This is a genomic window from Providencia sp. PROV175 (assembly GCF_032707045.1).
Classification (GTDB): domain Bacteria; phylum Pseudomonadota; class Gammaproteobacteria; order Enterobacterales; family Enterobacteriaceae; genus Providencia; species Providencia hangzhouensis.
The window spans coordinates 687,931-699,971 of record NZ_CP120533.1 but is presented as its reverse complement, the minus strand read 5'-3'; the positions used below and the strand labels follow the sequence as shown (position 1 = coordinate 699,971).

Annotated in this window: 12 protein-coding genes and 1 tRNA gene; 5 read left to right on the top strand and 8 right to left on the bottom strand. The window is 40.8% G+C overall.

The genetic code is table 11. The features are described 5' to 3' along the window. Positions 1-10: 10 nt before the first annotated feature. Entirely contained in the window at positions 11-1,075 is a 1,065-nt protein-coding gene (locus tag P3L44_RS02965) for a tartrate dehydrogenase (protein WP_140172052.1), read from the bottom strand. A gap of 102 nt (positions 1,076-1,177) precedes the next feature. Here P3L44_RS02965 and P3L44_RS02960 point away from each other — a divergent pair, with 102 nt between their 5' ends. Next, entirely contained in the window at positions 1,178-2,092 is a 915-nt protein-coding gene (locus P3L44_RS02960) for a LysR family transcriptional regulator (protein ID WP_004905744.1), read from the top strand. Between the two features lie 34 nt (positions 2,093-2,126). Further along, positions 2,127-3,032: a helix-turn-helix domain-containing protein gene (locus P3L44_RS02955; RefSeq protein WP_004905746.1), complete on the top strand. Its 906-nt coding sequence runs from the start codon at positions 2,127-2,129 to the stop codon at positions 3,030-3,032. Between the two features lie 45 nt (positions 3,033-3,077). Here the strand turns inward: P3L44_RS02955 and P3L44_RS02950 are convergent, their stop codons facing one another. From P3L44_RS02950 to P3L44_RS02940, 3 genes are read right to left on the bottom strand one after another with little or no spacing between them, the layout of a single operon-like run. Further along, entirely contained in the window at positions 3,078-4,031 is a 954-nt protein-coding gene (locus P3L44_RS02950) for a PDR/VanB family oxidoreductase (RefSeq protein ID WP_272661696.1), read from the bottom strand. A gap of 16 nt (positions 4,032-4,047) precedes the next feature. Further along, positions 4,048-5,496, bottom strand: coding sequence for an NAD-dependent succinate-semialdehyde dehydrogenase (locus tag P3L44_RS02945; protein WP_272661697.1), 1,449 nt, complete (start codon positions 5,494-5,496; stop codon positions 4,048-4,050). Between the two features lie 39 nt (positions 5,497-5,535). Further along, entirely contained in the window at positions 5,536-6,663 is a 1,128-nt protein-coding gene (locus P3L44_RS02940) for an aromatic ring-hydroxylating oxygenase subunit alpha (protein WP_196725612.1), read from the bottom strand. A gap of 322 nt (positions 6,664-6,985) precedes the next feature. Between P3L44_RS02940 and P3L44_RS02935 the strand changes: the two genes are divergently transcribed. Further along, entirely contained in the window at positions 6,986-8,545 is a 1,560-nt protein-coding gene (locus tag P3L44_RS02935; protein WP_272661698.1) for a BCCT family transporter, read from the top strand. Positions 8,546-8,633: 88 nt separating this feature from the next. Here P3L44_RS02935 and rimI read toward each other — a convergent pair whose 3' ends face one another. Both rimI and P3L44_RS02925 read right to left on the bottom strand, forming a co-directional pair. Beyond that, positions 8,634-9,086, bottom strand: coding sequence for a ribosomal protein S18-alanine N-acetyltransferase (gene rimI, locus P3L44_RS02930; RefSeq protein ID WP_112307780.1), 453 nt, complete (start codon positions 9,084-9,086; stop codon positions 8,634-8,636). Next, positions 9,055-9,465: a DNA polymerase III subunit psi gene (locus P3L44_RS02925; protein ID WP_140172049.1), complete on the bottom strand. Its 411-nt coding sequence runs from the start codon at positions 9,463-9,465 to the stop codon at positions 9,055-9,057. Before P3L44_RS02925 ends, rimI begins: the two co-directional genes overlap by 32 nt. 134 nt (positions 9,466-9,599) lie before the next feature. Between P3L44_RS02925 and rsmC the strand changes: the two genes are divergently transcribed. Both rsmC and P3L44_RS02915 read left to right on the top strand, forming a co-directional pair. After that, entirely contained in the window at positions 9,600-10,613 is a 1,014-nt protein-coding gene (gene rsmC / locus P3L44_RS02920; protein WP_140172048.1) for a 16S rRNA (guanine(1207)-N(2))-methyltransferase RsmC, read from the top strand. A 195-nt stretch (positions 10,614-10,808) separates the two neighbouring features. Beyond that, positions 10,809-10,894, top strand: a tRNA-Leu gene (locus P3L44_RS02915). Between the two features lie 103 nt (positions 10,895-10,997). On the opposite strand, the gene P3L44_RS02910 is transcribed toward P3L44_RS02915, so the two are convergent. Both P3L44_RS02910 and P3L44_RS02905 read right to left on the bottom strand, forming a co-directional pair. Continuing rightward, complete coding sequence (locus P3L44_RS02910; protein WP_115166586.1) at positions 10,998-11,252, bottom strand: DUF1435 family protein; 255 nt, start codon at positions 11,250-11,252, stop codon at positions 10,998-11,000. Positions 11,253-11,370: 118 nt separating this feature from the next. Then, positions 11,371-11,901: a GNAT family N-acetyltransferase gene (locus P3L44_RS02905; RefSeq protein ID WP_272661699.1), complete on the bottom strand. Its 531-nt coding sequence runs from the start codon at positions 11,899-11,901 to the stop codon at positions 11,371-11,373. Positions 11,902-12,041 lie beyond the last annotated feature (140 nt).

The following is a 12,041-nucleotide window of genomic DNA, read 5'->3' as shown; positions in this document are numbered from 1 at the left end:
AATACCGCCTTTAGGCACTGACTAAACGGGTAATTTCATCCCCTAGCGCCTGTGTACTAGCATTGCCTCCCATATCGCGAGTCAAATGTTGACGTTGTTTAATCGCTGTTTCTACTGCGGACATGATAGAATCATGCATCTCGGGACATCCCAAATGCTGCATCATCATGGCGGCTGCCCAAATCGTACCAATCGGGTTGGCAATATTTTGTCCTGCGATATCAGGTGCTGACCCGTGAACAGGCTCAAACATCGATGGGAATTGTTTTTCTGGGTTAATATTGGCCGATGGCGCAATCGCAATAGTTCCCGTACAAGCAGGCCCTAAATCAGACAAAATATCGCCAAATAGATTTGACCCTACAATCACATCGTAGAACTCTGGCATTCTCACTAAGTTTGCAGCAAAGATATCAATATGAAATTGGTCAACTTTGATATCTGGGTATTGCTTCGCCATTTCGGCTACACGGCTATCCCAATAAGGCATTGAATGAAATAGCCCATTGGATTTCGTCGCTGAACTTAAATGTTTTTTCTCACGTGACTGCGCCAAATCGAAAGCATATTTTAAGATACGGTCGGTACCTTTACGGGTAAAAACGCTTTGTTGCAGTACCATTTCTTCATCCGTACCTTCGTACTGAATGCCGCCAATCGCAGAGTATTCCCCCTCAACGTTTTCACGCACGACATAAAAATCAATATCTCCCGGTTTTTTGTCTGCTAATGGGCATTTAATGCCATCAAATAAGCGTACAGGGCGTAAGTTAACATATTGGTTAAAAGCGCGGCGGATGGGTAATAGCAGCCCCCATAATGAAATATGATCAGGAACACCAGGGAACCCTACCGCACCGAGGAAAATCGCATCAAATTTCTTTAATTGTTCTAAACCATCTTCAGGCATCATACGCCCTGTACGGTGATAGGTTTCACACGACCAATCAAAATGGGTAAAGTTAAGTTTTACATTGTGTTTATTGGCTGCCGCTGCTAATACTTTTAATCCTTCAGGGATCACTTCGGTACCAATACCATCACCAGGAATAACCGCTATGTTAAATTGTGACATTGTGAAAACCTCTGATAAATGAATTATGTCTGTTTGTTCTCCAGTTTAGGGGTTGCTGTGATAAAGTATAGATATGAAGTGTAATCCTTAGGTTTACAAACTATGAACAAGCTTCCTTCGTTAGAGGATATCCGCGTTTTTGTCACGGTTGCCCGTTTGATGAGTTTCTCTCAAGCTGCATCACAGCTGTTGGTATCCCCAGCTTATGTTTCTAAACGCATTAAGTTGCTAGAAGAAAATTTAGGACAAACTTTATTTTTTAGAACGGCTCGCTCAATTAAGCTGACTCACGAAGGGCAAATTATTTTACGTAGCAGTGAAGTGATGCTAGCTGAATTGGAACAGATGCAACAACAACTCAACGCCTGTCGCGAAGAGATCCGCGGCAATCTACGTATCAGTTGTAGCACAGGGTTTGGCAGTACTTATATTAACCCGTTTATACTCACATTACGGGGGAGTCATCCTTTATTAGGCATTGATCTCACTTTGACCGATAAGTCTGTCGATATTATTAGTGAAAACATTGACGTTGATATCTGTATTGGCGGTACGATAGCTGAGCAATTTATTGCTAGGCGAATTGCACGGAACCAGCGTATTCTGTGCGCTTCTCCAACCTACTTAGCAACACACGGCTACCCAAAATACCCACAAGAACTGGAACAAAAGCACTTTTGTATTGCGATTAAAGAACGTAACCAAGCCCCCGCAGTATGGAAGCTTGAATACCAGCAAGAAAGTATGACGGTCACTCCCAATAGCAAATTAACCGTCAATAATGGTGAAGTCGCCAAGCAATGGTGCTTAAGTGGTGAAGGGATCCTATTGCGCTCCCAATGGAGTGTGCAGCCTGAGTTACAGTCAGGCCAATTAGTACGAGTGTTACCGCAATGGCATCAAACTGCAGATGTTTATGCTGTATATTCGAGAAGTCTCCGAACGAGTGCTAATCTTAGAGTCTTTATCGAAAATCTAGAGCAATACCTTGCTACTCACTTATCACATGGTTTTTAGTTAACTCCATAAGTTATAAGGTAAACATGAATTGATGACAGAAACAGAGACATTCAAAGAACGTTTGTTGAAATTGCTAAAACAGAAAAAAATGAGTCAATTAAAAGCCGCTGAAGCCCTTGGTGTTTCCCGAACGGCGGTTAACAAATGGACGAAAGGCGGCATGATTGATGAAGATAATCTTGAAAAGCTCGCCACGTTATTGGATGTCGACAAGATATGGTTGAAATACGGTGAGTATACCAATAACCAAGTCACTGTTAGCAATTCAGGCGTCATGCGCAACATCAACGAAGTCCATCTTCAAGAATCCGCAGATATCGTGACTTGGGAGTGGGACTTATTAACTGGGGAATTGAACTACTCGGACAACGTTGAAGCCGTTTATGGTATCAAAATCACCAGTAATGAAGATTTCTGGGCTTTAATGAGCCATGACTCCAAAGAAAAATTGGTTAATGGATATTCCAAAATTATTCGTGAAGGCGGTGCCCATGAAATGGATTTTAAAATTAACTGGGAAGGCGATTACCGTTGGATCACATCCCGAGCAACAGGAGTCAGAGGCCCTAATGGCAAAGTGACAAAGCTGGTTGGGATCAGTTTAGACAACACCGAACGTAAGAATACCGAACTACGCCTACGTAAAATCAAATGCTATTTTGATGTATTATTATCTCATTTCAATCATTTAGTCGTATTTACAGATAAAGCAGGAGAAATATTAGCCAGCAACTTACACAATCAATCGACTGAAATAGATTACCTTGAACTACAACGTTTATTATATCAATTAGTGATCAACCATAAGCCATGGTTAGATGAAGTATTTCGTACAGGGCGTGGTCAAATCGTATTTCAAGACAAGCAAATTACGGCTTATCAACACTTTAATGATGAAAAACAGCCTTTTTTAATGTTTGAATTAAAAGATATTTAAAACAGGTATTTTGCCCCACTTATGGCCTAAGCGGGGCAACTTTGATTATAAATCAAGGACTAATCGTTTAGATTTAGCTCGCGAAACGCACAACATCATCGTTTTCTGCTCAGCTTTTTCATCATCATCGAGGTAGTGGTCACGATGATCAGCCTCTCCCTCAAGTATTGCCGTTTCGCAGGTTCCACAAACCCCATTACGGCATAAACATTCCACGTTAATGCGCTTATCTGCTTCGATTACCTGCAAAATAGACTCATCTTTACCGACTTCCAAACTAAAGCCTGAGCGTTGGAAATAGACTTCAAATGAATCCCCTTCGCTGGCAACTTCGCCAAAATTTTCAAAATGAACCTGTGATTCACCCAGGTGCTGATGACCCTTTTCAATCACCTCATTAATTAATGATTGAGGGCCACATACATACAGATGGCTATTACTTCCTTGTGCTTTAACTAACTGTTCGACAGACATTCGCTGCCCTTGGCTACCGTCATAAAGAAATAAACGCGAGCCAATACGCTGTTGTAAATGTTCAAGAAATGCCGCCGTTGTACTATCACGAAAACAGTAATGAAGTTCAAAATCCATTCCATTTTCTTCTAATTCATAGAGATAAGAGAGAAAAGGCGTGATCCCAATCCCACCGGCGATCAAAATATGCTTACATTGGTTATCCGGTGCTAACGAGAAAAAATTCTGTGCTGGGGACAGATACAAGCTATCCCCTGGCGATAGCTGCTCATGCATAAATGCAGAACCGCCTTTCGAGTTTTCATCACGCAAGACAGAAATACAATAACTGCCACACTGCTGCGGGTCGCTGATTAACGAATATGCACGTTGCAAACCAGCCTGCTCGCCCATATGAACGGTAATGTGACTGCCTGCGCTAAAAGGCATTAGCGTGCCCTCTTGTGCAACAAACTCGAACATTTTAATATTTGGGCTAATTTGCTCAATTCGACTGACATTGACTGCAATTTTTTGTTGGTTCATCACAGTGCCCCTCTCATCATTCAATATCTAAACACAGATACTTAGTACTTAAATAATCCTCAATACCATATCGAGAGCCTTCTTTTCCTAAACCTGATTGTTTCACTCCACCAAAGGGAGCAACTTCATTAGAAATTAAGCCTGTATTGATACCGACCATGCCACTTTGTAGTTTTTCAGCTACACGATATACACGACTCACATCACGAGAAAAGAAATAAGCCGCTAAGCCATAAATCGTATTATTGGCGCGAGTAATCACTTCATTTTCATCACTAAAACGAATCAATGTTGCAATGGGGCCAAAAATTTCCTCATGAACAATCTTCATTGAGTCATCAACATCAACAAGGACTTTTGGATTAAAGAAATTGCCATACTCCGCTACTTCATTACCTAAGGTTAATTGGCGTGCACCTTTCGCTAGTGCATCCTGTAATAGCTCATTCATACCATCAATAGCACGTGTCGTTATCATAGGCCCAATATCAATTCCCGCTTTAAGGCCATTACCGACTTGCAATTTGGCGACTTCTGCAACGAACTTGGTCTGAAATTCATCGAAAATAGTATCTTGAAGATAAAAACGGTTCACACAAACACAGGTTTGCCCGCCATTACGAAACTTCGCTTGCACCGCACTTTTTACCGCTTTATCAATATCTGCATCATCAAAAACAATAAAAGGCGCATTTCCCCCCAGTTCGAGTGATGTTTTTTTAATTGTCGATGCACACTGCTCAGACAATACTCGGCCAACTTGCGTTGAACCGGTGAATGAAAACTTACTAATAAGCTCATGTTTAGTTAGACGTTCGCCTAGAACACGAGAGTCCCCAGTAATGATATTGAATATCCCTGCGGGAATGCCCGCTTCATCAGCCAACTGAGCGAGGGCAAGTGCCGTAAAAGGCGTTTCAGTCGCTGGCTTGATGATAATACTACAACCCGCAGCCAGTGCTGGAGCCGCTTTACGAGTGATCATCGCTGCGGGAAAATTCCATGGCGTAATCGCACTACAAACGCCGATCGGCTGCTTGATTGTCGAAAGACGGTTACTTCCCACCGTTTGAGGGATGGTTTCCCCATAAACACGTTTCCCCTCCTCCGCAAACCATTCGATAAAAGAAGCCGCATAGCGAATTTCACCTTTTGCCTCATTCAGTGGCTTACCTTGCTCGAGCGTCATTAAACGCCCAAGATCATCAACATGGGCTTCAATCAGCTCAAACCAGCGGCGTAGAATGATAGAACGCGCTTTAGCAGTCAGCTTACTCCAACCTTCCATTGCAGAATGAGCATATTCAATCGCCTCATCCACTTGTGTTGCAGACAGGCTGGGAATTGTTCCCAGCACAGATTGGTCAACAGGATTAGTCACAGGGATTTTTTTATCTGAATCAACCCATTGCCCATTGATGTAACATAACTGACGAAATAGTGCAGGGTGAGTTAAATGATGCATTTGTGACTTCTCCTTTTATTTTTATAATAAATAACATGATTACTCAGTGTGCGCACCAGCGACGATTTTATGGAAATGGGCAACGCCGTGCTCGCTGATCCCGCTACGTTGCCTATCTGCCATAATGCGGCCTTGGCCACGATAACCCCGTGAGCGTAATCCTTTTTGTACACTTTCTACCAAGCGCAGATCTTCTGGGCGGAATACGGTACGATACCATTCAACTAAGTTTTTCTGATATTCAGTCAGTTCTTCATTGAGGAAATAAATATCATAGTGCTGCAAGGTTTCCCCTGCGTTCACTGGAAACTCATAAATTACCGTCATGAAATCCCCGCCTGGAGGCATATTGAACATGGTGCTTGGCCAAATCCAAAAACCGAAGAAACGTGGGTCTAAAACAGATTCATCAAACTGATAGGAGGATTCAGAGGGTTTTGCCTTGCCAATTTGAACAGTCCAATTATCCAATAATTGGTGTTCGTATACGTTGACATCCACGGAACTGGCGAAACTCACATGATTGGTTGGGCAGTGATAACATTCAATATAGTTATCAACGATAGTTTTCCAATTAGCAGGAGTATGGCTAACAAAACGCGCTGCCAATTTTAAATCGCTAATGACTCCACAAGCTTCTTGCATTTTTTCGGCTAAGCCTGGAAGCTGCTCTTCAATAGGTTGTGGTTCACCAACTGTCATATTTACATAGATAAACCCTGCATGTTCAATAACATGGAAGCTACTCAATGACATTGCATCTGCTTCAAAATTGTTCACATTCTCACAATTGGTCGCATGTGCTAGTTGACCATCTAACTTGAATGCCCACGCATGGTAAGGGCAAGTAATCACATTTTTGACTTTACCACTTTCACCGCTGATCAACTGGTGTCCACGGTGCGGGCAGACATTATAAAAACCACGCAATACATCATCACGACCACGAACAATCACGAGGCTTTCGCCAATGAGCTCACGAGTGATATACGAATTTTTTTCTTTTACCTCACTAACATGAGCGACACAAACCCATGAATTAGCAAATATTTTTTCTTTTTCATACTCAAAAACATCATTAGACGTGTAATAACGAGCAGGGATTGTCCATGCGTTATCAATATCAAGGTGATCATTAATCGAAATGACTTTAGCTGCATTGCTCATAATTGCCCTCACTTATGTAAACTTATAGTTAACACGTTTTTCAGGAATGTTAATGCAGATCGCATTAATGATCAAATGAAATATTGATAAAAATTTAGTCAAAAAGATTTATTTAATAAATAACAATGCATTACATAGATTGTAATTATTTTAACTGTTAATAATTAGTTAATTACTTGTTGACTACGTAATCTTTGCATGGCTATTCTCTGTAAACCAAAAGTAGCATTTAACAAAAAAGTACCCTTAAAAACAAAACGAGTATTCCCTGCAAGCCAACTCTCATAAAAGAAAAAAATAAGTGAGCAACTGGAGAAGAGGTATGATGAATCACAAAAAATCCGTATTTTACGTGTCGCTAGCCTTTAGTCTGGCGTTAATCAGTTTTGGGGCATTTATTCCTGATAAACTGGAAGCTTTTTCAAATTCCGCCTTAAGTTTTATCTATAACAATCTAGGTTGGTTTATCCTAGGTTCCGTTTTTATCTTTTTCAGCTTTTGTATGTTTCTTGGATTTTCCAAATTTGGTCACATACGTCTTGGTGATGACAATGATAAGCCGGAATACAGCACAGTCACTTGGATTGCGATGTTATTCAGTGCCTCAATTGGTATCAGTTTGATGTTCTGGGGAGTGGCAGAGCCTGTTTCCTATTATATCAGCCCACCAGTTGGTCAAGGTTCAACAGAACAGTCGGCCAAAGCAGCCATGCAATATGTCTATCTACACTGGGGGGTTTCCGCATGGGCGTGTTATGCACTCGTCGGTGTGGCTTTGGGCTATTTCCAATTTAGGAAAAAGCTCCCGTCGTCACTTAGTTCTGTTTTCTATCCCTTAATTGGGGATCGGATCTACGGCTCTGTCGGGAAATGGATCAATATATTGGTGATGTTATCGGTCGTTATTGGTATCGCCACATCATTAGGCTTTGGTACACTACAAGTTAACAGTGGTATGAATTACTTATGGGGATTGCCCATTAGTATTTATGTACAAATTGGTTTGATTGCTATCATTACTGTTGTTTATGTTGCTTCGACAATTTCCGGGCTACAAGGGGCAATAAAACACCTATCAAACTTAAATATCATACTTGCTCTAGGATTGATGGCATTTATCTTTCTATCTGGCCCAACCCAAACTATCTTAAAAGTTTTATTCCAAGGTATTGGTGATTACGTCCAAAATTTTGTCAGTATGTCATTTCGTACTGAACCCTATAATGACGGTACTTGGATTGCTAACTGGACACTGTTTTACTTTGGTTGGTGGATAGCATGGGCACCGCTAGTTGGCAGCTTTGTGGCTCGTATATCGAAAGGAAGAACAATCAAAGAATTTATGATTAGCGCAGTATTTATTCCTGTATTAAGTGCTTTTGCTTGGTTTGCAGTCATGGGTGGGTCAGCAATCCATCTTATTCAAAATCTAGGCCAAACAGCACTGGCTGATGCTGTAAAAACCGATGTCACATCTGCACTGTTTAAGTTCTTAGATTATTTCCCTGCATCGACATTTATTAGTGTCTTAGCTATTGCCTTGGTACTGATTTTCTTTATCACATCAGCTAACTCGGCGGTATTTGTACTGGGAATGGTCAGTGAAAATGGGAACCCAAATCCATCTCATGTCACTAAAACCATTTGGGGTATCATTATTGCAGCAATCGCGATCGTACTAATTATGACCGGCGGATTATCCGGTTTGCAATCTGCACTGGTCGCCATGGCTGTACCGTTATCCATCATGATGCTAATTATGTGTTATTCCACCTATAAAGGCCTCAATGAAGAAGTTAACGCACAAGCTGCGGCAAAAAAAGAGTTAAAAGATAATATCCAACTAATTAATAAACCTATTCTTCCTGAAATTGAAAAATAGTCGTCCATAAAAGCACAAAAACCCCAATATGTTATGACACATATTGGGGTTTTAATTATATTAATAATAAATTATTCGTTACTTAAATTTATTCATCAGAAAATAGAGTCAAAGCAAGTACTAAAGCATCTTCTCGGCCTTTTTTAGCAGGGTAGTAATCTTTACGTACCGTCACTTGGTGAAAACCTAGCTTATCGTATAGATGCAAAGCAGATGCATTTGATTCCCTCACTTCTAGCCATAACGTGAGAATGCCTTTCTTTACAAGTTCTTCGATGAGCTGTTCTAGCAACAAACGGCCATAGCCTTTCCCTTGGTAATCAGGGTGTATGGCAATATTAAACAAAGTCGCTTCATCAAGAACACACTGTGTTATTGCATAACCAATAATCTGATTATTAACGGATATTTTTATGTTATGGTACTTTTCCCCTTGGTTCCCATAAAAAACTCGCTCAGTCCATGGAAAATCATGGCTTAACTTCTCAATTAAGTAGGCGGTTGCGAGATCAGATTGCTTTAGTGTTGAAATTTTCATCATATTGATAAATTTGTTTCCATAGTGCCCGTTTAGCGCTATAGCTTGTACTTAGCTCAGACAAAACAGGTGAAGTAAACATGACTTTTGAACCTTCAGGCTGGATTTCATCACCTAATACCCAACATGGTGTTATTATTGGTGTTGGGATTAAACCTAATTGCTCTGAATTGACACAAACCACATCGTCCTGTGCAATATTCATGGAAAGAAAAACATCTTTTAGCAATTGGCTATTTAAATCAAGGTTCTCATCAGTAATAATAATAAGCTTAGTCGACGCTGGGATCCTTACACCACGTTCACCACGTAACACGGCAGGATTTCTCACCATCCATTGAGTGATCCCCATTTGTTCTAAAAGCCTGTCACGTCGTGTCATTTGATTTTCCAGTCGCAATTTTACAACCACATCTTATCAAAGGGGATTAATAGCGCCAACAGAGCAATGCTATTTCTCTTATCTTTGGTAAGATGGTCATCGGTTTTTTTATTATTTTAGGAGATTGACAGAATATGTCATTACTGACACCTGCCAGCGAAGTTATTCAACGCCATCTCGAACATTTTACAGATCGTCATGTCATTTTGGCTGGTGACATTCAGGATGAACTCGCTGCAACCTTAGAAGCAGCTAGTGTTCGTGTCATCACCAACCAATATCATCACTGGCAACGCTTACAACCGTTAATGGGCGATATGGCGTTATTCGCTGCCACAACACCCGCGGAATTTATCCAGCCTTGCGATACTCTCATTTATTTTTGGCAAAAAAACAAGCAAGAAGCCTGTTTCCAACTCGATGACCTCTGTACTCACCTCGCTGCGGGTAGCCAAATTTTTATCGTTGGCGAAAACCGTAGTGGTGTTAAAAGCGCCGAATCCATTATGGAAGGGATCGCTAGCTTACAAAAAATTGACTCAGCACGCCGCTGTGGCTTGTACTATGGTGAATTAGAACAACCGACAACCTTTGATATTGCTCGCTGGTGGCGTCATTATCAGATTGATAATGTTAAAATTAACGCACTGCCAGGGGTATTTAGCCATAATGAGCTTGATATCGGTAGTGATCTACTGTTATCAACGCTAACTGATCCAATGAGCGGCGATCTGCTTGATCTAGCTTGTGGTAATGGGGTGATCGCCGCAGTTCTCGGCTCGCAAAACCCAGAGCTAAAACTCACCTTAAGTGATGTGAGTGCGTCTGCGCTCGATTCCGCTGCATCCACTCTTGAGGCAAACAAACTGGCCGGCGAAATCATCGCAAGTGATGCTTACTCAGATATTAACGATAAATTTGATTGGATTATTTCTAACCCTCCATTCCATGATGGTCTAAACACCAGTTATCGTGCGGTTGAAAATATGATTTACCAAGCCCCTAAATACCTGAAAAAAGGTGGCCGTTTGCGGATCGTCGCGAATGCTTTCTTACCGTACCCTGATTTACTCGATAAAGCATTTGGTAGCCATGAAGTACTTGCCAAAACGGGAAAATTCAAAGTTTACCAAGCGGTTAAGCGTTAGTTTATTCGCGAATAAATTAGACTAAAGCACAATTTTTCATACGACTTAATGGCGGGTGAACCCTTACCGGCCATTTTTTCATCAATCAAAAATACTACATAAAAAAATTATTGACGTTCGTCGAAATTAGCCTAAAATCCGCACCACATTATTGCTGGTTAGAAGCATTGATGAATCAAAGTTTAGTTAGGTATTGCGAGGGTGGCGGAATTGGTAGACGCGCTAGCTTCAGGTGTTAGTGTCCTTCGGACGTGGGGGTTCAAGTCCCCCCTTTCGCACCACTGGTCAGTCATTGTTTATAACACCCTGCCCATTTTGACCTTCCTTGTACGACTAGCGCTGCCCTAATTCTCTATTTTGTTCTGTTACTTACTGATTATAGAACTAACTTTGTAGAACAAAGGCCATCATAAAACATGCGAGTGAAATAACTGCGGGGACAATCAATAAACGACGAGAACCGCGATTAAATAGCATCCCAGCGGTTGCTACCATCATGGTAATCATAATGATTTTTAGATTATCTAAGCCCATATTATTGAGTATATAAGCAATGCTCAGCAATATCACAGCAAAAACACCCCAAAGGCCAGCACCTATTCGCCTTAAACCTGTGGTTTTTGATATGCTAGTTGGCATAGTGACCTCAACACCCTTAAATGATAATGATTATCAATCATATCTAGTTTCTAGTAAATTTCAATGCTTTTTTATTTCACCACGCTATAAATTAACACTTATTTTACAAAATACAAACTTACGAAAATAGATAAATAAAATGAATATCTTCGGGCTCCAATGCAAATAATTCAGGGTCAGGCTGGGCAATTAAGGAACAACCGAGATGTTGATAAAAGTGCACCGTATTTTCTGAAGGTGTCGCAGAAATATATAAGCCTTTTGCTCCTTTTTGTATCGCCATTTCAGCGCATTGTTGGAATAACATCCCTGCTAAACCTTTACCACGATGTGAGTGGCTCACATGCAGGAAAGACAATTGCAGTAAATTTTTTTGTTCGCCGCGCCACACATTATCTAAACTTGCGGCAGCAATTAGCTTGCCCTGCTCAAAAACCCCAAGAAATATCGCTCCTTGGTCATAACTTTCCAACAAATGAGGGGTATAGGCTTCAGGTTCACCTTCTGGCCAACCTTTCATATCAAACCGTTGTTTGGATAGCACCAATTCGCCATTTTGATACAGATAAAGGTTTTCAATTAATTCAGTGCGATCGATAGACCAAACAGATGGGATTTCATCTCGTTGTAGTTCGCGAACTTCTCTCATTATGCCATTCTCATTATTTGTGCCTATGAAGAAGCACATTTATTGTTATCAGATGATTCAATTTCTCAAGATAACGGATAAAAAAAGAAGTGCAAATATTTAGTAAGTTTATTGAGGAACGGTTGAAAAATAAGGAGAAA

What these genes read in the sequence shown, in the direction of transcription:
- rimI (WP_112307780.1), bottom strand. Translation starts at nt 9,086, where the DNA reads ATGATGAAAATTTCAACACTAAAGCAATCTGATCTCGCAACCGCCTAC.
- P3L44_RS02945 (WP_272661697.1), bottom strand. Translation starts at nt 5,496, where the DNA reads ATGCATCATTTAACTCACCCTGCACTATTTCGTCAGTTATGTTACATC.
- P3L44_RS02935 (WP_272661698.1), top strand. Translation starts at nt 6,986, where the DNA reads ATGATGAATCACAAAAAATCCGTATTTTACGTGTCGCTAGCCTTTAGT.
- P3L44_RS02955 (WP_004905746.1), top strand. Translation starts at nt 2,127, where the DNA reads ATGACAGAAACAGAGACATTCAAAGAACGTTTGTTGAAATTGCTAAAA.
- P3L44_RS02965 (WP_140172052.1), bottom strand. Translation starts at nt 1,075, where the DNA reads ATGTCACAATTTAACATAGCGGTTATTCCTGGTGATGGTATTGGTACC.
- P3L44_RS02910 (WP_115166586.1), bottom strand. Translation starts at nt 11,252, where the DNA reads ATGCCAACTAGCATATCAAAAACCACAGGTTTAAGGCGAATAGGTGCT.
- P3L44_RS02950 (WP_272661696.1), bottom strand. Translation starts at nt 4,031, where the DNA reads ATGAACCAACAAAAAATTGCAGTCAATGTCAGTCGAATTGAGCAAATT.
- P3L44_RS02905 (WP_272661699.1), bottom strand. Translation starts at nt 11,901, where the DNA reads ATGAGAGAAGTTCGCGAACTACAACGAGATGAAATCCCATCTGTTTGG.
- P3L44_RS02960 (WP_004905744.1), top strand. Translation starts at nt 1,178, where the DNA reads ATGAACAAGCTTCCTTCGTTAGAGGATATCCGCGTTTTTGTCACGGTT.
- rsmC (WP_140172048.1), top strand. Translation starts at nt 9,600, where the DNA reads ATGTCATTACTGACACCTGCCAGCGAAGTTATTCAACGCCATCTCGAA.
- P3L44_RS02925 (WP_140172049.1), bottom strand. Translation starts at nt 9,465, where the DNA reads ATGACACGACGTGACAGGCTTTTAGAACAAATGGGGATCACTCAATGG.
- P3L44_RS02940 (WP_196725612.1), bottom strand. Translation starts at nt 6,663, where the DNA reads ATGAGCAATGCAGCTAAAGTCATTTCGATTAATGATCACCTTGATATT.